This window comes from Bacillota bacterium, from assembly GCA_013178305.1.
GTDB lineage: Bacteria > Bacillota > Sulfobacillia > JABLXB01 > JABLXB01 > JABLXB01.
This window is the reverse complement of the sequence record JABLXB010000001.1, coordinates 750474-771725: the sequence shown is the minus strand read 5'-3', so window position 1 is coordinate 771725 and position 21252 is coordinate 750474. Positions and strand designations below refer to the sequence as shown.

Below are 21252 nucleotides of genomic sequence, written 5' to 3'. Positions count from 1 at the left end.
GGCTGATTGCATGCTGAAGGAATACAGGACGATATCGAACATCTCGGGCCCCCTGATGTTCGTCGAGGACGTCGACGCCGTGCGTTACGATGAGCTCGTCGAGGTGGAGCTCGCCGACGGCAGCGTACGGCGTGGTAAGGTGCTCGAAGCGCACGCCGGCCGCGCGCTCGTCCAGCTGTTCGAGGGCACATCGGGTCTCGACGTCACGAATGCGAAGGTCAGGTTCCTCGGCCGCGTCATCGAGCTGCCCGTGTCGATCGACATGTTGGGCAGGGTGTTCGACGGATTCGGCAGGCCGAGGGACAACGGCCCAAAGATAATACCCGAGAAGCGGCTGGACATCAACGGTAACCCGATCAACCCGTATGCCCGCGCGTATCCGTCCGAGTTCATCCAGACGGGCATCTCCGCGATCGACTGCATGAACCCGATCGTGCGCGGCCAGAAGCTCCCAATATTCTCAGGGGCCGGCCTGCCGCACCCGAGGATCGCGGCGCAGGTCGCGAGGCAGGCGAAGGTGCGCGGGTCCGGCGAGAAGTTCGCCGTCGTGTTCGCCGCCATGGGTATCACCTTCGAGGAAGCCGACTTCTTCATCTCCGACTTCCGCAAGACGGGGGCCATCGACAGGTCGGTCATGTTCATCAACCTGGCGAACGACCCCGTCATCGAAAGGATAGCCACGCCGCGTATGGCCTTGACCTGCGCGGAGTTCCTGGCGTTCGAGAAGGACATGCACGTCCTGGTCATCATGACCGACATAACCAACTACTGCGAGGCGTTGCGCGAGGTCTCGGCCGCGCGCAAGGAGGTCCCGGGCCGCCGCGGGTACCCCGGGTACATGTACACCGACCTCGCCACGATTTACGAGCGCGCGGGCAGGATCAAGGACAAGAAGGGCTCGATCACGCAGATGCCCATCCTCACCATGCCCGAGGACGACAAGACTCACCCGATCCCCGACCTGACCGGGTACATCACGGAGGGGCAGGTCGTGTTGAGCCGCGAGCTCCACAAGAAGGGCATCTACCCGCCCATCAACATCTCGCTCTCGCTGTCCCGCCTGAAGGACAAGGGTATCGGCCCGGGCAAGACCCGCGAGGATCACTCGGGCGTGCTGAACGAGCTGTCGGGCGCGTACGACCGCGGCAAGGAAGCACGTGAGCTCGCGGTCGTGCTTGGTGAGGCTGCGCTGACGCCCGTCGACAAAAAGTTCCTGAAGTTCGCGGACGAGTTCGAGGCGAGGTTCGTCAAGCAGGGTGAGGACGAGGACAGGCCGATCGAGAAGACACTCGACATCGGCTGGGAGCTCATGACCATCGTACCGCGCACCGAGCTCAAGAGGGTCAGCGACGAGCACGTCGCCAGGTACTTGCCGACGGCGAAGGGCGACGGCCAGGCGGCCGAGTAACGCGCGGGCCAGTAATGCGTGGAGTGATGCCGGATGATCACAGTTGCCGCTAACGCGACGAGGCAGGAGCTCCTGAAGCTCAAGGGCCGCTTGAAAATGGCGAAGAGGGGTCACAAACTCCTCAAGGACAAGCGAGACTCGCTGATGAAGGAGTTCATGATCCTGATCAAGCGCGACAAGGAGCTCAGGGAAAGGGTCGAGAACGGTCTGCATGCGGCGTACAGGTCTTTCCTCGTGGCGAGGGCAATGCTGTCGGAGGCGGTCCTCGAGGAGTCGTTCATGGCTCCCACGAGAAAGGTAAGTGTGGAGACCGGCTCGCGCTCGATCATGAGCGTGCCCGTCCCGGAGTTCGACGTGTCCAGCGAGGGTGAGCTCCTGAGCTACGGGCTTGCGAACACCTCCCAGGACCTGGACGACGCCGTCGGGTCGTACTCCGAGATGGTCCCCGTCATGGTGGAGCTCGCCGGGGTGGAGAGGGCGGTGGAACTCCTCTCTGACGAGATTGAGAAAACGAGGCGGCGTGTGAACGCGCTCGAGTACGTGCTCATCCCCGAGCTGGAGCAGGCAGTCAAGGGCATCGCGATGAGGCTCAGCGAGATCGAGCGCTCCAACGCCTCGAGATTGATGAAGATAAAGGACATCGTGAGGGCGCATTGAAACCGGCGCTGATGAATGCTGTGGACTGGTTTGCCGGCGCGTCCGCCGGCAGGCCGCTCTTTTTGTAGGGCATAATACATGTAAATAGCCATAAGCGCTGCAAATCCTACGAATTACTGGTTGTGGCAGGGTTTGGGCTGAGGCGTCCGGGAGGCGCTGATGGACAGGGCATTTGACAGGGTGCTGGTAAGGGGAGGCAACAGGCTCAGCGGGGTCGTCCGCGCGGAGGGCGCGAAGAACGCCGCGCTTCCTGTTCTGGCCGCCTGCCTCCTGGCCGACGGCGAATCTGTAGTATCCGGTGTGCCCGGCCTCGACGACGTTTCCACGATGTGCAGCGTACTCCGGAGGCTCGGGGGGACCGTGGAGCCGGCCGGTCCCGCGGAGATTTCGGTCAGGTTCGATGGCATCCGCACCAGCGAGGCCCCCCAGGACCTGATGAGGAAGATGCGCGCGTCCATACTCGTCATGGGGCCGCTCCTCGCAAGGACCGGTTTCGCGCGGGCATGCCTGCCCGGGGGCTGCGCGATAGGCGCCAGGCCGATAGACTTACACCTGAAAGGCTTCGCGATGATGGGCGCCTCCGTGAAGTGCGATCGCGGGTTCGTGGAGGTTTCCGCCGGTCACCTGAGAGGGGCGAAGATTTATCTCGATTTCCCCAGCGTCGGGGCAACCGAGAACCTGATGATGGCCGCGGCGCTGGCTGATGGAGTCACGTGCGTAGAGAACGCAGCCGAGGAACCCGAGATCGTCGATCTCGCCAACTTCCTCAGCGCCATGGGGGCGCGTGTCACGGGGGCCGGCACCAAGATGGTGAGGATAGAGGGAGCCGGCTCGCTGGACCCCGCTTCTCACACGGTAATCCCCGACCGCATTGAGGCGTCGACGTTGATGGTCGCCGCCGCCGTGACGGGCGGCGACGTGACTGTCCAGAACGTCGTCATCGAGCACGTCAAGCCCGTCGTGGCCAAACTCCGCGACGCGGGGTGCCAGGTATACGAGGACCCGGATGGGCTCGTGAGGGTGGTCGGGCCCGACCGCCCCGTGGCGACCGACGTCAGGACGCTTCCCTACCCCGGGTTCCCGACCGATGTCCAACCGCAGATGATGGCGCTTCTGGCGGTCGCCGACGGCGTCAGCATGGTCACCGAAACGGTGTTTGAGAACAGGTTCATGCACGTCGACGAACTCCGGCGGATGGGCTCCAGCATCCACGTCGACGGGCGCACCGCGGTCGTCCGCGGGGTCCCCGCCCTCATGGGGTCGACCGTGAAAGCTACGGACTTAAGGGCTGGTGCGGCGCTCATCCTTGCGGGCCTGCGGGCGCGTGGGATGACCGAGGTGGTCGGCGTCGAACACGTCGACCGGGGGTACCACGACATCGTGGGCAAGCTCCGCTCACTGGGCGCCGAGATCGTCAGGGCCCGGGAATCCGCCACCGACGCCTTCCTCGAGACGGCCGTCACGCGCAATAGCCTCTAGCAGGCGTGATGGTAACCCGTCGTAGCCAATCCGTCATACCCCACCATCCCCTTTAATACACTATCTGTGGTCTCGTCCTACTTTTCCCTTCAACAAACTGCGGGGCTGGTGTCAGTGAGGCGCGCCGTCGTTTACATCCTCACACTGGAGATCGTCATCATGCTCGTGCTCCCCGCCGCTCTGGTAAGGGGCTGCAGCCTCGCTCCGAGCCGGCCTCCGGCGGAGGGGGTGCCGCTGGTGAGCCCCGTTAGCGTGCGCGTATTCGTCCACACCTCAGGCCGGGTGCAAGAGATGCCTCTGGAGGACTACGTGGCAGGCGTCGTGGCGGCTGAGATGCCCGCCAGTTTCGGCGTCGAGGCCTTGAAAGCCCAGGCCGTGGCAGCCCGCACCTACGTTGTCAAGAGGATGCGCGCCTTCGGCGGGCCGGGGTCGGGTGAACACCCAGGCGCCGACATCTGCACAGATCCGGGCCACGGCCAGGCCTGGATATCCGAGGAACAGATGAGGCAGGTCTGGGGCCCATTCAACTTCGGCCGTTACCATCGTAAGGTCCAGGACGCAGTCGCCTCGACGTCGGGGCTGGTCCTGACGTACAGGGGGGCCCCCATCGATCCCGTCTACCACTCCACTTGCGGAGGGGTCACCGAGGAGGCATCGGAGGTGTGGAAGGACGGGGCGCCCTACCTCAAAAGCGTGCGGTGTGACTACTGCAGGCGGTCGCCATATTTCGCGCACGCTGTGGAAATGCAGTTTGAAGAGATAGGCACGCGCCTCGGAGACCGTGCGGTCCCCGTGTTCCTGAAAAGCGGAAAGGCCCGCGCCGAAGTGGTCGCTACGACTGTAACGGGAAGGGTGAAGGCTCTCCGTATAGGGGAGACCGTGCTGAAGGGCCAGGACATCAGGTCCACACTTGGCCTGCCATCCACCAGGTTCACCGTGCAGCCGGGAAAGGGGTCGCTCCGGTTCGCCCTTCAGGGCAAGGGCCACGGGGTCGGGATGTGCCAGTACGGCGCCGACGGTCTCGCCAGGGAAGGGAAGACGTTCTCGCAGATACTGGCCCATTATTACTCCGGAGTCGAAGTCCGGCGGATGTTCGTCGAGTAGCCCACGTCGAGTAGCCTCACCCTCGTTGTATAGTTCAGGAAAAAATGGTGACAATACACCACGGGGTGATTGAAACATGCAGGGAAACCGCAAGAATTCCGTGGATCTCACGGGCTTTTTGCGATCCTACCCGGCCCTGCGGGCCGGCCTCGCAGTCGTGGTGATGATCGCCGCCCTGGGTGCGTTCGTGTGGGGTATCAGGACGGGGCTCGACGCGGGCTCGAAGGCGCTCGGCCCGTCGCAGCCGCCGCGGGCGACAGGCCCGTCGGCCGGCGGAACGGGCGTCGCAGGCGGCCCATCCGTGGCGACCAAGGCGCCGCCAACCGGCGCCGCCAGTCCGGCGCCGGTCACGCCCGGGCAGGGCGCGGCGGCCGGCACGCAGGCGCCGAAAGAGACGCCAGTTGCCTCGCCGGCGCCAAGACCGGGGTCCACCGCGCGGCCCAAACCCGCTTCGGAGGCTTCGCCGCAGCAGATGGTGTGGCCCTATCAGGGTGGGATCGTCAAGGCTTTCGGCTGGGCCTACTCGGGAACCCACGAGGACTGGAGGTTTCATCAGGGCATAGACATCGCGGGTAATGAGGGCGACGAGGTTGTCGCCGCCATGGGCGGCAAGGTCGCGTCGGTTGAGGAGACGGACCTTTACGGGGTGCGGGTCGTGGTGGAGCACTCGCCCAGGCTGAGGACGGTATACACCGGCCTCAGCGGCGCGCTGGTTCACAAGGGGGACACGGTCAAGCCCGGCGATCCGATTGCTACCATCGGTCGAGCCGCGTTCGAATGGGTTGACCCCGCTCACCTGCACTTCGAGACAATTGGAGAGTCCGGGCCCGTGGATCCTGCGAAATACCTGAAGTAGACTCCGGGCGATCCAGCGCTTGACGGCTTAGCAGTGACCGGCAACCCCCGCATCTGACAGTGCGGGGGTTGCCGGTGTTTGCAGGCGGCCCAGGGCGTTCACGGAAGCAGGGAGAATACCAGGAGATCGCGAACAACTCCTTGGCGCGTCGCTTGCGCTATACTGTTCCCGCTCAGGGGGCCCGCGATGAAAGCAGCCGTCATGATTGAGCCAGAAGTCATCCAGATACAGGACTTGCCCATCCCCAAAGTCTCGGCAGATGGAGTCCTCATCGAGATTCACGCGGTGGGGCTTTGCGGCTCCGACCTGACCGTTTTCAAGGGACAAAGGGCAGTAGGGTTTCCACATGTCCTTGGGCACGAAGCCTCCGGTAAGGTGGTCAAGGTTGGGCCTGCGGTGAAGAAGCTGAAAGTGGGCGACCGCGTTGCCATCGAACCCAACTTCAGGTGTGGGGTATGCGAGATCTGCCGGAGAGGCACCTCCAACCTCTGCCCGTCCAAAGAAACACTCGGGCTCACCCTGCCCGGGTGCTTCGCCGAATACGTCAAAGTGGCCGAACCGTACGCGTGGAAGATACCAGACTCCATGAGCTACCTGGAGGGCGCGCTGGTGGAGCCGGCAAGCGTCGCGGTGCACGCCGTCAACAATCTCGGCATCAGGCTCGGCGATTCCGTACTCGTCCTGGGCGCGGGCCCGATCGGTCTTCTCGCCATGCAATGCGCGAGACTCGCGGGAGGGGAAGTCACCGTTTCAGACATCGCGACGAAGAGGCTCGATCTGGCCGTGGAACTCGGGGCCGATCACATATCCGACGGGCACGACCTTAGAGAACGAACGTTCGACAGGATAATAGACGCGGCGGGAATGCCGGCGACATTTCTGGCCGCGTTAAGCCTGGTGAAACCAGGGGGCACGGCCGTCCTCATCGGGTTCGGGGGAAGGCCCGTCACGGTAGACCCAACTACAGTGGTACGGCAAGAGATCAACATCAAGGGGGTCATGGCCTGTGCGGACGAGTTCCCCCGAACGATTGAGCTCATCGGCAAGCGGAAGCTTCAGGCGAAACCGGTTGCCAGCTGCGAACTGAAATTCGACGAGATTGAGAGAGGCCTACGCTTGATGGACGATAAGACAGCCATCAAGCCGGTCGTTCTCCTATAGCCTAAGCAGCGCTGGCGTTCCGTCGGAACAAAGCCACGAACGAGTCCCAGAGCTTCCTGGGCAGTGTTGACTGGGTGGCCAGCGTCAGCACTATGAGCGCGGCCAGCACCATGCTGGCGGGCCGAGCCGCGATGAAGCCGAGGATCTTGCCGTCCGAGAGCAGGTACGCTTTCCTGAACTCCGTGTCCACCAGGGGCCCGAGGATGATCCCGAGGACCATGGGGCCCACAGGGACCCCCAGGCGTTCAAACGTGAAACCAAGGACCCCAAACGCGAACGTCACCCAGACGTCCGTGATATTCGACTGGATAGCGTACGAGCCAACCACGCACAAGACCGTAACAGCGGGCATCAAGATGTCCTTCGGGATAGACAACAGGCGTATGAGCCAGCGGCAACTCGCAAGGCCTAGCGAGAACATGAATACCTGCGACATGAGGTAGAACGTGACAACAGTCCAGAAGTACTGAGGTTGTGTCGACATCATCAGGGGCCCCGGCTGGAGCCCGTGTAGCAGGAACGAACCAAGAATCACTGCAGTCACTGAATCACCTGGAATGGCAAGCGTCAAGAGTGGAATGAGAGCCCCGCCGACGGCGGCGTTATTGGCGGCCTCCGGGGCGGCAAGCCCTTCGATTGCCCCGGTCCCAAATGGCCTGGACGGGTTCTTGACCGAGCGCTTGGCGTCTCCATAGGCGAGAAGCGCGGCGATATCGCCGCCCGTGCCGGGAAGGGCACCGATGAAGAGTCCGATCACGGCGGCCCGCACTGTGATCGGGAGGAGACAGAGGATCTCCCGGAACCTCGGGAGGGCGGATCCCACGTTCTGCCGCACTTGAGTGCCGCGGCCTGCGACGTTGAACATGTTGTTGAGGACTTCCTTCATCCCGAAGAGGCCGATGAGCGCGGGGATGTAACCGATTCCACCCTTGAGATAGGCGTTATCAAAGCAAAACCGGGGCGTCCCCCACATGGGGTCCATCCCGACGCAAGCCACCAATAGGCCGAGGCCTGCGCTGATTAACCCCTTTATGACCGAGCCGCTCCCCAGGCTTGACACGACCGTGAGTCCCCAGAGCCCGAGAAGGAAGTATTCCGGGGCCCCGAGTTTCAGGGCGACGTTGCTGATCAGCGGGGCGCCGACCGCCAGGGCGACGCCCCCGAAAATGCCACCAATTAAGCTCTGGGTCATCCCCAGTCCAATAGCACGGCCCGCTTCGCCGCGTCTTGCCATTGGATACCCGTCGAATACGGTGGCCACCGCGGCTGCCGTTCCCGGGATGTTCAGGGTTATCGCGGAGACGAGCCCTCCCATTACGGCCCCGCTGTATGCGCCAAGGATAATGGCGAGGGCCCGGATCATATCCCACCCGAATGTCAGCGAGACGATCAGCACGGTGGCCATGGTGACCGTGAGACCGGGAAGGGCGCCCATGATCAAACCCAGCATAGTCCCGATGGCCACAAGGCCAAGATTTGCGGGATGAAGCAGTCCTAAGATGTACGAGAACACCGATACCACCCTCCCGGCGGCAGCCAGCCTCTCCGGTCGCCCTTACGGCAGCAGTAGCCTGAATACCTTGTCAAACAGGGCATAGGTGCCGGCGGTCATTATGACCGCCAGAGCCAACCCGGCGTATATACGCGCTTTTTTCGGCCTGTCGCCGGTGAGAGCCAGCAATACCAGCAGATATGGCGGCGTCGCCATAATGAATCCCAGGTGCGACAGGCCAAGGATGTATGCCGCTGTTAACAGGCCGAAGTACAGCAGCCGCTGCCAGTGGCCCTCAAACCCGCTCGATTTGCCCCGAGTCTTGATCGCCACTGAGACGCCGAGCCCCAGCAGGAGCAGGCCTACCAGGACTGGCAGGGCTCCTGCTGAGGCAAGCACACCCTTCTCCGCGGAGAAACCCATCCCGTGATAGACTGCATAGGCCCCGGTCAGGGCAACGGTAATGCCCAGAATACGATCTTGCATTGCCCACCCCTCCTACCCGGCACGGAGTCCAAGGTCGGCGCATGCTCATGCCCGGATCACTCGTCGCTGAGAGCCTCCTGGGGACAACTCTCTATACACTGCCCGCACTCAATGCATTTTGCGGCGTCTATTGCGACCGTCTCGCCCTCGAGTTGGGGCGCCTCCTGCGGACATGAAAGCACGCACATCCCGCACGCCAGGCATTTCGCTTTGTCTACCCTGATCATGCCTACACCCCTGTCTACCTACACCCTGCGTGACGTTCTGCTGACAGAACCACTCTACTTGGGTTTCGGGATACCGAACTTCTCAGGCGACTCCTTCGCGATGCCGAGGTCGTACAGGAGCCACGCCGTGTCGCTCGTCCACTTATCCAGGTGAGCCGATATCTTGGCCGGATCGGTGATATTCAGGGTCCGGACGAAAATGTTGTCGGCATGAGTCTTCCACTTCGGGTCCTTAAGGCACTCATCGATCGCCGTCGCAAGCCTCTGGATGACTTCCTTCGGTGTGCCCTTCGGCGCCAGCACCCCGAACCACGGGCCGTACGGCAGGTACGGCTTCATCTCCGGATATATCTCCCCAAGGGCCGGTACATCCTGAAGCTGCGCGACGCTCTCGTTCGTGAACGTGGCGAGTATTCGCGCCTTGCCCGCCTTGTGGTGGGGGAGGACCGTCTGCAGCATCTCCGTCGTTAAGTCAACCTGTTTGCCGATCACGGCGGTCACTGCCGGCGCCCCGCCCTGGAACGGGATGAAGGACATCTTTGCCCCCAGGTACTTGGACAGCATGAGGCCACACACGTGCGGCACCGTCCCGGGGCCGGCGGTCGACATCTTGATGGCCTCCGGGCGCTTCTTCGCGTCTTCAACCAGTTCCTTCAGGTCCTTGTACGGAGAGTCGGCGGGGACGATCAGGGCCGGTATTGCCTCCGCGACTACGGCCGCGACCTCGAAGTTCTTGTAGCTTAGAGGCACGGTTCCCATTACCTGCCACACCGACATTGTCTCCGAGCCGAACAGCAGTGTATAGCCATCTGGGGACTGTTTGCTGACGTTGTCCGCTCCCACGGAACCCGCCGCGCCAGCCATGTTGGTGACCACGAATGGCTGGCCCAGCTTGGCCTGCAGCAAGGGAGCAAGACCTCTGGCGACGAGGTCAGTCGGGCCACCTGCCGCCCACCCGACTATCACGTTGACCGTTCTTTCGGGATACTTGACCTCGGTCTTCTTTCCGCAACCTGACACCGAGAAAACGAGGGCCATTGTCACCAGGACCACCAGGGCGCGTACCGATGTAGCGCCGCGCTGCGTTCGCTTCACTTGATCCACCTCCAGGCTCAGTCTTCAATCACCCGTATAGACTCGGAGCGGGTCGATCGATTCGCGTATTAGCCGGAGTTCCTCGACACTTGGTTTCTCGGTTTCCTTGATTGACTCTGGGACACGGAACGGGAAAGATGTCTGAGCAGCCACCTCCTCAAGTGTAACCCCCGGGTGTACTGACGCCAGCACTGCCTCACCTGATTGTCTATCGAACTCGAAAACGCACTTGTCGGTGATGACCTTGGACGGACCGCCGCTAACCAGTCCCGCGTCCCGCCTCGAAGCGCCTCCGGATATGTACCCGGGGCTCGTAATGAACCTCACCCTTTGGACGAGTTTGCGCTTCTCGTGCCGCATCACTATGACGGTCCGCCTGGCGAGCGATGCGATGTCGTTGGCTCCGCCACTACCGGTGAAATGCCTGCGACCTCCCGCCTCCGGTGCCCAGCTCGTGTTGATGTTGCCGTACTGGTCAACCTCCAACGCACCGAGAAACCCAACGTCAACCAGGCCCCTGTGCAACAGCGCGCCGAGGGTGCCCATGAAGCTCGTGAAATAGGTTGCGTTCAGCCAGATCCGCGGGTCGGCAATCCCAACGGCGGTGTGAACAGGCTTGGGATCGATCACCCCGATTTCGAGCACCATGTGAAGGTCGGGGGCATGCGTGTATTTCGCCAGTACCGACGAAACCTGGGGCAGCCCCAGTCCGACCACGACCACATCGTGATTGCGGAGTTCCCTCGCCCCCGCGACGGCCATCATCTCTTTTGAGTTAAAGGACTCAGTCACAGATGTCTCACCCGCCTTTGCCGAATGCGGCACTGTAGCCGCAAAGAGGCTCCGCCGCCAGGTTCGCCGCCAACCGCACCCCACCGACGAGTTCGAGATACTCGCAGTGTTCTCTGGTGCCGAGAATGAATTCGGAGACGTACTTCTCGAACAGGCGGAGGTCTTTAGCCTGGCTCTCGTAGAATCTGAGGTGCTCCGCGTCGTAGTCGTAGCACCCGTGAACACCAGTCGGGTGGGCTCCGAACGGAACGTGAACGACCGCCTCCACGCGGCAGCCGGGGATCACCACGGTGTCCGAGTGGCGTTCAGCGTAACCCTGCGCGGCAATCCTGTCCGCGGCGACGATGAGATGGTCGGCCGACATCGCGGCCTCCTGGTCCCACCGCGGGCCGCTAATCCAGGTATTACCGTCGACGTCGGCGAGCGGAACGTGGATGAAGCAGAAATCGGGCTCCAGCGGTTTCAGCAGGACGACGCGCTCGCCGGAAAAAGGATCGTCCTGAACCATCACGTCCCGTTGCCTCAGTAACCCGTCGAGGAGATCGGACCCCATCAGCGACCTGATCGGGATGAAAGGCAGGCCGAGGGACCCGGCCGTGAACCTCATGGCCATGGCCAGTCCCGAGTATTCCTTCGCGATGATCGACTCCGAGGCAATCGCCCTGTTTACGTTGTGCACCGGGCCGAACCGGTCGAGCGAGCCCCCGCCGTAGACGAGTTCGCGGACAGCGCCAGCCCCGACGAGCAGGTCCGTGTCCATCCCAGCTATGCACTGGGAGACGGTGAGATGCTTCTTACCCTGGCGTATGAGCTCGTGAGCTACTGCGATGGGGTTCCTCGCTATCGCAAAACCCCCGAGCGCCACGTGGCTACCATCGGCGACCCTCGACACGACATCCCTGAGTTGAGCAATCTTGCCCGCATTCACCTGGCAGCACCCTTTCAGCGCTTCAAGCGCCTAACTCAGCTCCACTCCGGTTACTACCATGGACAGGTTACATTCCTTGTTCTGACACTTGACCTGCATGAGTTCGGGATAGACGCCGCAGGCAAGCGAGACCGCGTGCATCAGGATGTTCGCGGGTGGGCACACGAAAGGCTCCCTCTTCAGGGCGGTATGGTCCCCGGCATGCGCGCATCCTGTAACCTTGCACTTGATTACGTTCTGGCCATCGTAGGACGGGGTCGCATCCGATATCACCCCATCCGCCTTTAGCAGGGCGCCTGCCTCGTCCAATCCCTTGCGCCAATCCCCCTTGGGCACGGCGAGCCTGTCCTTGAACCGGTTGACCCCAACGAGGGTCGTCCTGTAGCGCCCCCCGCGCCCTCTTTCATCCCAGAAAGCCTGCTCGAGGGATGCGAAGACTTCGGTGAGGTACTCTGCGTTCGCCTGCTCAGGCATCATTACCACCTCCGGGGGCTTCCACGCCGGGCAGCGGCGTGCCGTATGTGTCGAGGAAGCATATCTCGGTGAGCGGCAGCCTAGGCCTTGGCCCCGGTATCTTGGGGGGCCACCCGAGCGGTATGAGGCTCACGACCTTTACCTCGTCGGGCACTTTGAGAAGGGATTTCATTTCGGTTTCGTCCCTGACGTCTATGCAGGGGGCGATCACCCAGCAAGCGCCCAGGCCGAGCGCGGTTATCGCGAGCAACATGTTCTCCATCGCGGCGGAGGTGTCGTAGGGCATGTCCCATACGTCTTTCTTGCCGCAGACGGCTATCACAACAGGGGCCCTACCCACGAACGATGAAACCTGCCCTGAGGTCAGCTTCTTGTATATTGCCTCCCGCTTTGCAGCGTCCTCCAGCGACTTGAACCGGTCGTCGAGTTTCTTGGTCAGGAACTCTCCGGTGAAGCGTCTCCCACTACCACGTCCCGAAATGTGCCCCAGGCGCTCGATCAGCGCCTTATCCTTGACGACGATAAACCTCCAGGGCTGGGCGTCTTCACCCGACGGGGCCTGCCTCCCTGCTTCGAGGATCAGCTTCAGGAACTCGTCAGGCACTGGATCGGGGTTGAACTGGCGGACGCTCCTGCGGTCCAGGATGATTTGCATGGCTGTCTTCGCCAGCGCCGGTATCTCCATCTTCTTCCCTCCGTAAACCCTTTGCCGTAACAACATGCAAACCACGTGCCAGGTTCCGAATAGGGGCACAATGCAGGGAAGATGGAGTCCAGAGGTGTCGGTCGCCGTCGCCGGCCGGCAGGTGGCCTTTCATAATGAAAAACGACCCATGCATGTCGCAAGGGTCGCGAGGGGCTGCTGTATCGCTATGCGCCGGGCCCCGGTTCCTGCCGGGCGCCGGCGGCCTTCAGCCTCCGCCAGAGGGTGGTGGTGCTTATGCCAAGCCTCCGCGCCGCTTCCGTCCTGTTGCCTCCCACTTCCCGGAGAACCCTGTGTATGAGCGCCTTTTCCGCCTTTCCGAGGACCCCATCCTCCGAATCAATGGCCCGGCGGATCTCAAGAATGCCCGTCTCCAGCGTGGGTTCCGGATCGAGCGCCTTTGCCACCTGCGACTCATGGAGGGGCTTTCCCTCGTAGACCGTGCACAGGCGTTCCACCAGATTCTCGAGCTGCCGGACGTTTCCCGGCCATTCGTACTGGGTGAGCAGATGGAGTGCCCGGTTGGAGAGCACAGTGTGGACGTTCGCTTCCGAGGCGAGGTACTTCCGGAGGAAATGCTGTATGAGGGGGAACACGTCCTCTTCTCGATCACGCAGTGGCGGAATCCGGAGGTTCAGGACATTCAGGCGATAATAGAGGTCCGCCCGGAACTTGTCCGCCCATACGAGCTCCTCGAGCTTCGCGTTGGTGGCGGCTATAACCCGGACGTTGACCGGCACTACCCGCTCGCCGCCCACCCGCATGACCTCTCTCTCCTGAAGCACTCTCAGGAGGGACATCTGGAGACGCTCCGGTATCGAGCCTATCTCGTCGAGGAATATCGTCCCGCCGTGGGCGAGTTCGAAAACACCCATCTTGCCGCCCTTGCGCGCTCCCGTAAACGCGCCTTCTTCGTAGCCGAACAACTCGCTTTCCAGCAGGTTTTCGGGAAGGGCGGCGCAGTTGATCGACACGAACGGGCCGAAGCGGCAGGGGCTCACGCGGTGCATAGCATGGGCGAAGAGTTCCTTTCCGGTGCCGGTTTCGCCCACGACCAGGACGGTGCGTTCTGTGGCGCCGAACCTGGCGGCCAGGGAGACGGTCTCGCGCATCTTGCCGCTCATCGCGACGATGTCGTCAAAGCTGTACTTGGGAACAAGTCCCCCGCCTGCGAGTTTCTTCCGGACGATCTCCTCAAGCCGTTGAAGCTGGGTTGCATTTTGAAATGTCGCCACCGCGCCGATGGTTCGCCGGTCAACCACCAGCGGAAGCCTGTTGAGGACTATGGTTTTGTCTCCGACCTTCTTGACAGACCCGATGTCGGGTCTGTGCGACTCCACCGAAAGATGGAACCACGATTCCGGAATGCTCTGGCTCACCTTCCGGCCGACCACGTTTACGGCCTTGACGCCGAGTATGGATTCCGCCGCCCTGTTGAAGAGGGTTATGTTGCCGGACGAGTCCGCCGCCAGCACACCGTCGGAGATCGAATCGAGGATGGTCTTCAGGAGGTTTGCGCGTTCGTTTTCCGATCGTACCGCCTGGACCAGGGTAGTAGCGTCGCGAAGGGCCCTGGCGACACTCTCGCGCCCGGATCGCAATTGAACAGCCCTGCACCCGGACTGCCTGGCTGCGTCGACTATGAGGCTGCCGCCGACAAACACCAGGCCCTCGCGTGTGTACCTCCGGATCGCCTCGGTTATTTTCCTCGGGATATCGTCCTGGTCCGATATGGCGATCCTGTGCAGGGGTACCCTGACCCTCTCCGATAGAACCGAGTCAATTCCTTCGAGAGAGTCGATCACATTTCTGAAGCCCATAACGACGACGTTCCTGGCGAAGTCCCAGGCGTCATTCAACGTGTACAGGAGGTCGATCGCGGTTACGGTAACCTCGACAACGGGGACGGGGAGATTCTCGCGGATTACGAGCGCGGTGCCTCCACGGCTGACGATTACCTCGGCTCCTGAGGCGCCTTCCCCTCGCGCAACATCGAGGCCCGAACGGAGGCTCCCAACGACCACCCTGACGGGGGTTTGACCCGCATCCAGGCTGCGGGCCACGTCTTCGCAGAGCGAGGCAAGGTCATTGTCCGGGGCTACGACTGCGATATGACCCATACTGCAACATCCCCACACCGCTTGTCATGAAGCCTGACGAGGCATTCTATTCCCGGCCACCGCATTCCTCCACGACTGTGGCGGGAGACAGGGGCCTGCTATTGCCGGCAGGCGTCTATCAACCGGGAACGGCAGGGCATACTACTAACCCGGTGAGGCGCCTGCGGGCTCTCGCTACAGCCACGCGTGGGATTGCAGAAGACGCCCCCCGGATTGCGCCCGCGAGGGCATCTTTTGCATGGGGGGTCATATACATGAACTGGACGTCACCGCTGAACCTCTACCGGGAGGAGGCCCCCAAAGTGAACGACCTCATTTGGAAAAGGGTGCTCGACGTCAGCGATCACATATACCGCACGCAGGCCACGGTCCGCGAGGCCGCGAGAGCGTTCGGCGTCTCCAAGAGCACTATACATAAGGACGTGACGGAAAGGCTCCCCCGCATAAACCCGCAGCTTGCCGCGCACGTCAAGCAGGTTCTCGAGTTCAATAAGGCCGAGAGGCACATCAGGGGCGGAGAGGCTACCAGGAAGAAATACCGCCAGGCATGAATGCGGCCCCGCAGGCGCCCTGCGACGCGGGGGGTTCCGGCGCCTGGACGCCAGGACCTTCAAAGGAGAAACGATCCACCGCGTAGAACAATCACACAGCCTTGCCCCCTTTTGTTTGGCCTTAAAGGGGACAGGCCCTACCACGAAGGAGGAATCGTATGTTCTCGTGGGGTCAGGACGTGGCCGTCGACCTGGGGACCGCCACCGTGCTCGTTTATGTCAAGGGTAAGGGCGTGGCCCTCAAGGAACCCTCCGTCGTGGCGATAGAGCAGGAGTCCCGCAGGATCCTCGCCATTGGCGAGGCCGCGCGGCAAATGATAGGCCGCACCCCCGGATCGATAGTGGCGATCCGGCCGTTGCGTAACGGCGTCATAGCCGATTACGACGTCACTGAGGCTATGCTCAAGTACTTCCTCGCCAAGGTCTGCGGTAAGTGGAATCTGTTCAGACCTCGAGTCATGGTGTGTATTCCGTCCGGCGCTACCTCCATCGAGAAGCGGGCGGCGAAAGAGGCTGCGCTCCAGGCCGGCGCGAAGGCCGTTTCCCTGATCGAAGAGCCGCTCGCGGCGGCCATCGGCGCGGGCCTAGACATAACCGGCCCCGGCGGCCACATGGTGGTCGACATCGGCGGCGGGACGACCGACATCGCGGTGTTGTCACTCGGCGGCATTGTGTTGAGCCAGTCCATCCGGGTGGCCGGCGACACGTTCGACGAGGCGCTTGTGAGGCACATCAGGCGCGAGCATAACCTGGCCGTCGGCGAGCGAACCGCGGAGGAGGTCAAGATACACGTCGGCTGCGCGTTCCCCGGGGTACGGAACGAATCGATGGAGGTCAGGGGCCGCGACCTTGTGGACGGCTTGCCCAAGACCGTCGTCGTGACTTCCGAGGAAACGTGCCAGGCGCTCTCCGAACCGGTACACGAGATCGTCGACTGCGTCAAGTCAGTGCTGGAGAAGACCCCGCCCGAGCTCGCTGGGGACATTATGGATAGGGGCATCGTGCTGACCGGCGGTGGCGCGCTTCTTTACGGCATGGACAGACTGCTTTCGCACCACACCGGAGTTCCCGTCCAGGTCGCCGACGACCCGATATCCAGCGTGGTCCTCGGGGCAGGCAAGGCGCTCGTCGAATTCGAGGGCGCCAGCGAGGACCACGTCCTCGTGCTGAAGAGAGTGATGTGATTTCCTCCACGTGCCAGAGAAGGAATTCTGGAAAAAGCGTCGAATGTGTGACCTACGTGTCAGCCGAAACTGAATAGCGACCTTCAAGAGGGCAACGAAAAGGCAAACCCACCGAAAGGTGGGGACGCAAAGCCGACAGGTCTAAAGCCCGCGCAGTACCGGGCTATGACGGCTGGGCCGCCGAAAGTCCGTTTTCATTTGGGGGAGTGGTTTTGGTCCTCCCGGCTTCCGGCGCTACCTGAGTCCGTGTCCGGGAGGTTTTATTTTCCGGGCGAAAGGAGGGCGAAATTTGATAAGAGGCATGTACACCTCGGCGTCGGGAATGCTGCTCGAACAGGCTCGCCTCGACGTCATCTCCAACAACGTCGCCAGCGCCGGAGCGACGGGTTTCAAGAAGGACGTGCCGGTGACCAACTCCTTCCCCGAGATGCTGATCTACCGTACTCGTAACCCCGGGTTCCTGTGGGGCTCGCTCGAGGCCCAGCTCGGGCCGGTGGGGACCGGCGCCGTCGTTTCCGAATCCGTTCCAGACATGACGAAGGGCCCCGGTAAGGAGACCGGAAACCCGCTCGACGTTCTGGTACCGGACGACGCGTTCCTCGTCGTAATGACCGCCACCGGCGAAAGATACACCAAGAACGGTAACCTCACGATAGGGTCCGACGGAAGGCTCATGACCCAGGACGGAGACCCCGTGCTGGGCGAGGCTGGCGAGATACAGCTCGGTGAGGGCAAGAGGGCCGAGATCTCGCCCGAGGGTGCGGTGCTCGAGGATGGCAACGAGGTCGACAGGTTGAGGGTTGTGCGCTTCCGCGACCCAGTGCGACTCGCGAAGTTCTCCACGACCACGTTCAGGCAGACTGAGGATTCCGGGAATCCCGAACAGGTTGAGGCCCCGTCGCTGAAGCCCGGGTGCATAGAGATGTCCAACGTGAACCCAGTCATCGAGATGGTTGAGATGATCTCCGTGATGAGGGCGTACGAGGCCAACCAGCGCCTGCTCCAATCCCAGGACCAGACGCTCGACAAGGCGGTTAACGAGATAGGTAGGGTGTAGGAAGCCAGTATTGTGAGAGGCCGGACCGCTGATCGCGGGGGCCTCCGTACCTGCCGAATGACCGAGGCAGGCCAGATCTGAGGAGGCTGATTTCTTTGATAAGGTCGCTGTGGACTGCGGCATCGGGCATGCATGCCCAGCAACTCAACGTCGATACCATCGCCAATAACCTCGCTAACGTCAACACCACCGGCTACAGGAAGGCCAGGGTGTCCTTCCAGGACCTGTTCTACGAAACCCTTCGCGGCGCGGGGGCGTCTCCCGTCGGTCCGTTGCAGGTGGGCCACGGCGTGAGACCGGGCGCTGGGCAGAGGTCGTTCACCCAGGGTGCGACCGAGCCGACCGGAAACCCGCTCGACCTCGCGATCGAGGGTGAGGGGTTCTTCTGCGTTACCCTCGGTGACGAGACCATGTATACCCGCGACGGCAACTTCAGGATAGACGGCGAGGGGTACCTGGTGACGACAGACGGCTTCAAGGTACAGGACGACGGCGGCAGCGAGATCCAGCTGCCCGAGGACGCGCAGGACGTCTCCATCTCGGCCGACGGCATCATCACCGTGCGGGGCGCCGACGGTAGCATCCAGCAAGTAGGCCAGCTGAAGATGTCGTGGTTCGTCAATCCGGCCGGGCTCGAGTCAGTCGGTCACAACCTGTTCCGCCAGACTGAGGCATGCGGCGAGATCAGGGAAGGGACTCCGGCGAATGAGGGTATGGGACGCATCTGCCAGGGTTACCTGGAGCGCGCTAACGTGTCCGTCGTTGAGGAGATGGTGAGTCTGATCGTGGCGCAGAGGGCCTACGAGCTCAACAGCAAGGTGGTCCAGAGCTCCGACGAAATGCTCGGTATCGCGAACAACATCAGGCGGTAATCTGGACGCCCTCCGGGCGTTTCTTGCGTGGAGGTGATACCTTGAGTCTCGATTCCACGCCGCTACGCGCGGCGGATCTTGTCGCGTCCGCGTGGAACGCGGCGGCAGGCCGCCCGGGTACTACGGGCACCGGCGGTGCCTCGAAGCCTTCACCCAAGGAGATCGAACGCCGCAGGCTCAAGGAGGTCTGCCAGGAGTTCGAGGCGTTCCTCGTCAGGGAAGTGCTCAAGGGGCTGAAGTCCACTGCCGGTTTGAAGACCGGGGTGTCCGGCAACGGCCCCGCTGGCGCGGACATACAAATGGGCATCGCCGACGACCAGTTTTCCGGCTGGATATCGCAGTCGGGCGGGCTAGGCCTCGGCAAGATGCTGTATGAGAGCCTCGTGAAGCAAATGCATCTGGACGACGCGCGCGAGGGGAACCCAACAAGAAGTGAAAGCCGGTAGCCGGTAGTGGAGTCTCCCTGGCCGGCACGTTCCGCCGGTTGACACCTGTTGTGCCGGATGCTACCATTTAAGTTAAGCGACAAACGATCAGTTCACGCTCCCAAATCAGTTCACGCTCCCAAAATTGAACATACCGCTCTTATCGAGAGCAGGACGAGGGACCTGGCCTGATGACTCCTCGGCAACCGGCGTACGCTTGGTGCCAAACCCGGCAGAGTGGTGATGGTGAACCAGAGCCATCCAATCTGAAGGATGAGAGAACGCGTTGAGTCCCCTTCCGGTTGGAGGGGGTTGTTGTTTGAAGGGGCAAAATACGACCGGGGAGGGTTCATCCTGATGAAGAGAAGGCTTTTCACTTCCGAATCGGTAGCCGAGGGACACCCCGATAAGATGGCCGACCAGATTTGCGACGCCATACTCGACGCGATCATCGAGAAGGACCCCCCCGCCCGCGTCGCATGTGAGTGCACGGTCAAGACGGGACTCTGTCTTGTGACCGGTGAGATCAGCACCAACTGCTACGTCGACATGCCCCGGATAGTCCGCGACACGATCAAGGGTATAGGGTACACGCGCGCCAAGTTCGGATTTGACGGCGACACGTGCTCGGTGCTCACCGCCATCGAGGAGCAGTCGCCGGACATCGCGCTTGGAGTGGACGTTTCCGTCGAGGCGAAGAACGGGGGCGAGAAGGACAAGAACGCCGCAATCGGCGCGGGCGACCAGGGAATGATGTTCGGGTTCGCTTGCGACGAAACCCCCGTGTTGATGCCGATGCCCATTTACTTCGCGCACAGGCTGGCCAGGCGCCTGGCCGAGGCTCGCAAGACGGGAATGCTCCCGTACCTCAGGCCGGACGGCAAGACGCAGGTCACGATCGAATATGTGGATGACAAGCCAGTTCGCGTCGACGCCGTGGTCGTGTCGGCTCAGCACGGGCCGGACGTCCCGCTCGACCAGATCAGGGAGGATATTATCCGGGAGGTAATCAGGCACGTCATCCCAGCCGAATACCTCGACGACCGGACGAGGTTCTTCGTGAACCCGACGGGGCGATTCGTCATCGGCGGCCCACAGGGTGATTCCGGCCTCAGCGGCCGTAAGATTATCGTCGATACTTACGGGGGATATGCGAGGCACGGCGGCGGCTCGTTCTCCGGCAAGGATCCAACCAAGGTGGACAGGACCGGCTCTTACGCGGCAAGGTACGTGGCGAAGAACATCGTAGAGGCGGGGCTGGCGAGGAAATGCGAGGTCCAGGTCGCTTACGTGATCGGTGTCGCCCGCCCGGTGTCGCTGATGCTCGAGACGTTCGGCACAAGCACGGTGCCGGAGGACAGCATATCGGAGACCGTGACGAGGTTGTTCGACTTCAGGCCCGGCGCCATTATCGAGAGATTTGGGCTCCGCAAACCCATCTTCAGGCAAATCGCGGCTTACGGCCACTTCGGGCGCGATGACCTCGACCTGCCGTGGGAGAAAACAGACATGGCTGCGGAACTCCACAACACGCTGGGCTAAGCGGTTTCACCTCTCCTCCACGGGCGGAATAGGCTGGTTTGTGACACCGCTTGTGGAGGGGTACTGATGAGCCCGTACTGGTGGGTCGCCGTCGTGATGCTGGCCTTGTACGGGCTCGTTGCGGCCGCCCTCGACGTAGTGGAGCGCCTGTTCTCGAGGGGCCCGCAGACGGGTGGTCCGCCGCTCGTGAGCGTACTCGTGATCGTGAAAGACAGGGAAGACTCCATCGAGATGTTCCTCAGGTCGGCGGCCGGTATCGGCGTTTCGGGTTCGTCCGTGCCCTACGAAATCGTCGCCGTGGACGACTATTCCTCCGATAACACGTGGCGCGTAGTCCAGAGGCTCGCGGCATCGTGCCCCGCGATAAAGGCGGTCCGCATGGCCGACGTGCCGGTTCCCGGCGAGCGCGCCGAGACCATAGGACTGTTCATGTGTGCCGGCGATATTGCGCTCGTGTGTCGCTTCCAGGACGGGGTCGACGAGGTGGCGCTCCTGTCCGTCGTGCGGCACATGCTCAGGAAGCCCGGCCACGACCGGTCCACATCCCTCCGGGTAAGGTAACCCGCCCGACTTCCCAGCGCGGCCACCCAGCGCCCCGGCCACCCGGCGGCTCATACGCCGCCGCACCGGTTCGCCAGG

The 21252-nt window shown here is 62.4% G+C and carries 22 protein-coding genes and 2 riboswitches; of the genes, 13 read left to right on the top strand and 9 right to left on the bottom strand.

Going from position 1 to position 21252, the window contains the following annotated elements; all coding sequences use genetic code 11:
* Positions 1 to 10 precede the first annotated feature (10 nt).
* The 6 genes from HPY55_03620 to HPY55_03595 all read left to right on the top strand — a co-directional run bounded on the left by HPY55_03620 (position 11) and on the right by HPY55_03595 (position 6665).
* Positions 11 to 1408: a V-type ATP synthase subunit B gene (locus HPY55_03620; protein ID NPV69723.1), complete on the top strand. Its 1398-nt coding sequence runs from the start codon at positions 11 to 13 to the stop codon at positions 1406 to 1408.
* Between the two features lie 33 nt (positions 1409 to 1441).
* Entirely contained in the window at positions 1442 to 2065 is a 624-nt protein-coding gene (locus tag HPY55_03615) for a V-type ATP synthase subunit D (protein NPV69722.1), read from the top strand.
* A 159-nt stretch (positions 2066 to 2224) separates the two neighbouring features.
* A complete protein-coding gene (gene murA, locus HPY55_03610) occupies positions 2225 to 3544 on the top strand; it encodes a UDP-N-acetylglucosamine 1-carboxyvinyltransferase (GenBank protein NPV69721.1) in 1320 nt (439 codons plus the stop codon).
* Positions 3545 to 3658: 114 nt separating this feature from the next.
* Positions 3659 to 4648, top strand: coding sequence for a stage II sporulation protein D (gene spoIID / locus HPY55_03605; protein NPV69720.1), 990 nt, complete (start codon positions 3659 to 3661; stop codon positions 4646 to 4648).
* A gap of 76 nt (positions 4649 to 4724) precedes the next feature.
* Positions 4725 to 5504 carry a peptidoglycan DD-metalloendopeptidase family protein gene (locus HPY55_03600; protein NPV69719.1) on the top strand — a complete coding sequence of 260 codons (780 nt, stop codon included), beginning with the start codon at positions 4725 to 4727 and terminating at the stop codon, positions 5502 to 5504.
* A gap of 186 nt (positions 5505 to 5690) precedes the next feature.
* The gene (locus HPY55_03595) at positions 5691 to 6665 is read left to right on the top strand and encodes an alcohol dehydrogenase catalytic domain-containing protein (protein NPV69718.1); all 975 of its coding nucleotides are present in this window, start codon (positions 5691 to 5693) and stop codon (positions 6663 to 6665) included.
* A 1-nt stretch (position 6666) separates the two neighbouring features.
* On the opposite strand, the gene HPY55_03590 is transcribed toward HPY55_03595, so the two are convergent.
* From HPY55_03590 to HPY55_03550, 9 genes are all read right to left on the bottom strand, one after another.
* Positions 6667 to 8178: a tripartite tricarboxylate transporter permease gene (locus tag HPY55_03590; GenBank protein ID NPV69717.1), complete on the bottom strand. Its 1512-nt coding sequence runs from the start codon at positions 8176 to 8178 to the stop codon at positions 6667 to 6669.
* Between the two features lie 42 nt (positions 8179 to 8220).
* Positions 8221 to 8643: a hypothetical protein gene (locus HPY55_03585; protein ID NPV69716.1), complete on the bottom strand. Its 423-nt coding sequence runs from the start codon at positions 8641 to 8643 to the stop codon at positions 8221 to 8223.
* Between the two features lie 56 nt (positions 8644 to 8699).
* The gene (locus tag HPY55_03580) at positions 8700 to 8870 is read right to left on the bottom strand and encodes a 4Fe-4S binding protein (GenBank protein ID NPV69715.1); all 171 of its coding nucleotides are present in this window, start codon (positions 8868 to 8870) and stop codon (positions 8700 to 8702) included.
* Positions 8871 to 8924: 54 nt separating this feature from the next.
* Positions 8925 to 9965, bottom strand: a complete 1041-nt coding sequence (locus HPY55_03575; GenBank protein NPV69714.1) for a tripartite tricarboxylate transporter substrate binding protein — start codon at positions 9963 to 9965, stop codon at positions 8925 to 8927.
* Between the two features lie 24 nt (positions 9966 to 9989).
* Positions 9990 to 10757: a CoA-transferase subunit beta gene (locus HPY55_03570; protein NPV69713.1), complete on the bottom strand. Its 768-nt coding sequence runs from the start codon at positions 10755 to 10757 to the stop codon at positions 9990 to 9992.
* A gap of 7 nt (positions 10758 to 10764) precedes the next feature.
* Positions 10765 to 11685: a CoA transferase subunit A gene (locus tag HPY55_03565; GenBank protein NPV69712.1), complete on the bottom strand. Its 921-nt coding sequence runs from the start codon at positions 11683 to 11685 to the stop codon at positions 10765 to 10767.
* 30 nt (positions 11686 to 11715) lie between these two features.
* Positions 11716 to 12159, bottom strand: coding sequence for a hypothetical protein (locus HPY55_03560; protein ID NPV69711.1), 444 nt, complete (start codon positions 12157 to 12159; stop codon positions 11716 to 11718).
* Entirely contained in the window at positions 12152 to 12844 is a 693-nt protein-coding gene (locus HPY55_03555) for a hypothetical protein (protein ID NPV69710.1), read from the bottom strand. Before HPY55_03555 ends, HPY55_03560 begins: the two co-directional genes overlap by 8 nt.
* Before the next feature lie 185 nt (positions 12845 to 13029).
* On the bottom strand, positions 13030 to 14982 hold the full coding sequence (locus HPY55_03550; GenBank protein ID NPV69709.1) for a sigma 54-interacting transcriptional regulator: 1953 nt from the start codon (positions 14980 to 14982) through the stop codon (positions 13030 to 13032).
* 302 nt (positions 14983 to 15284) lie between these two features.
* On the opposite strand from HPY55_03550, the gene spoIIID reads away from it, so the two are divergent.
* The 7 genes from spoIIID to HPY55_03515 all read left to right on the top strand — a co-directional run bounded on the left by spoIIID (position 15285) and on the right by HPY55_03515 (position 21174).
* Positions 15285 to 15533 carry a sporulation transcriptional regulator SpoIIID gene (spoIIID, locus tag HPY55_03545; protein NPV69708.1) on the top strand — a complete coding sequence of 83 codons (249 nt, stop codon included), beginning with the start codon at positions 15285 to 15287 and terminating at the stop codon, positions 15531 to 15533.
* 158 nt (positions 15534 to 15691) lie between these two features.
* Positions 15692 to 16717: a rod shape-determining protein MreB gene (mreB, locus tag HPY55_03540; GenBank protein NPV69707.1), complete on the top strand. Its 1026-nt coding sequence runs from the start codon at positions 15692 to 15694 to the stop codon at positions 16715 to 16717.
* 91 nt (positions 16718 to 16808) lie between these two features.
* Positions 16809 to 16902: riboswitch (cyclic di-GMP riboswitch) on the top strand.
* A 104-nt stretch (positions 16903 to 17006) separates the two neighbouring features.
* Positions 17007 to 17774, top strand: a complete 768-nt coding sequence (locus tag HPY55_03535; protein ID NPV69706.1) for a flagellar hook-basal body protein — start codon at positions 17007 to 17009, stop codon at positions 17772 to 17774.
* 95 nt (positions 17775 to 17869) lie between these two features.
* The gene (flgG, locus tag HPY55_03530) at positions 17870 to 18646 is read left to right on the top strand and encodes a flagellar basal-body rod protein FlgG (protein ID NPV69705.1); all 777 of its coding nucleotides are present in this window, start codon (positions 17870 to 17872) and stop codon (positions 18644 to 18646) included.
* 41 nt (positions 18647 to 18687) lie between these two features.
* Positions 18688 to 19092, top strand: coding sequence for a hypothetical protein (locus tag HPY55_03525; protein ID NPV69704.1), 405 nt, complete (start codon positions 18688 to 18690; stop codon positions 19090 to 19092).
* Positions 19093 to 19228: 136 nt separating this feature from the next.
* Positions 19229 to 19351: riboswitch (SAM riboswitch) on the top strand.
* A 77-nt stretch (positions 19352 to 19428) separates the two neighbouring features.
* Complete coding sequence (locus tag HPY55_03520) at positions 19429 to 20613, top strand: methionine adenosyltransferase (GenBank protein NPV69703.1); 1185 nt, start codon at positions 19429 to 19431, stop codon at positions 20611 to 20613.
* Positions 20614 to 20679: 66 nt separating this feature from the next.
* The gene (locus tag HPY55_03515; GenBank protein NPV69702.1) at positions 20680 to 21174 is read left to right on the top strand and encodes a glycosyltransferase family 2 protein; all 495 of its coding nucleotides are present in this window, start codon (positions 20680 to 20682) and stop codon (positions 21172 to 21174) included.
* The last annotated feature ends 78 nt before the right edge of the window (positions 21175 to 21252 follow it).